At 37.3% G+C, this 397-nt stretch carries 1 protein-coding gene; it reads left to right on the top strand.

Annotated features, from left to right (window positions below; translation table 11 throughout):
• The coding region (locus V6259_RS19680; protein ID WP_341585975.1) for a hypothetical protein at positions 1-224 on the top strand (224 nt) is incomplete at its 5' end.
• Between the last annotated feature and the right edge of the window lie 173 nt (positions 225-397).

Raw genomic sequence — 397 nt, 5'->3', positions numbered from 1 at the left:
TTGCACTTGCTGCACCAGGTGATGCAACTTACGGTGATATTTACCGAGCTCAAACTAATATTAATGTATTAACGTCTCAAATTGAAAGCTTAGGTCATAATGTAAATACAAGTGTTGATGTTAATGCAGCCATTGCTCCTTCTGCTAAAGCAGCAGCATTAAATGCCAAAGTGAGCGATTTAAGATTGCAACTGAGTGCTCTACAAACTCAACGCGCTGAATAAGTCATTAAGACTAATTAATCACACAATTTAATTGACATATAAACAAGATGTTAATGGAGACATATTATGAACATTTTTACTAAAAGTGCACTGATTTTACTAGCGGCTTCTTCAATGGCAACAACTGCTTTTGCGGCACAAGGTGATGGGACTTACGGCAGTATTTCTCGTTC

It is taken from the genome of Marinomonas sp. TI.3.20 (genome assembly GCF_038155025.1).
Taxonomy (GTDB): domain Bacteria; phylum Pseudomonadota; class Gammaproteobacteria; order Pseudomonadales; family Marinomonadaceae; genus Marinomonas; species Marinomonas flavescens.
Note: the sequence above shows the minus strand (reverse complement) of the source record. Positions and strands in the feature narration are given on the sequence as shown.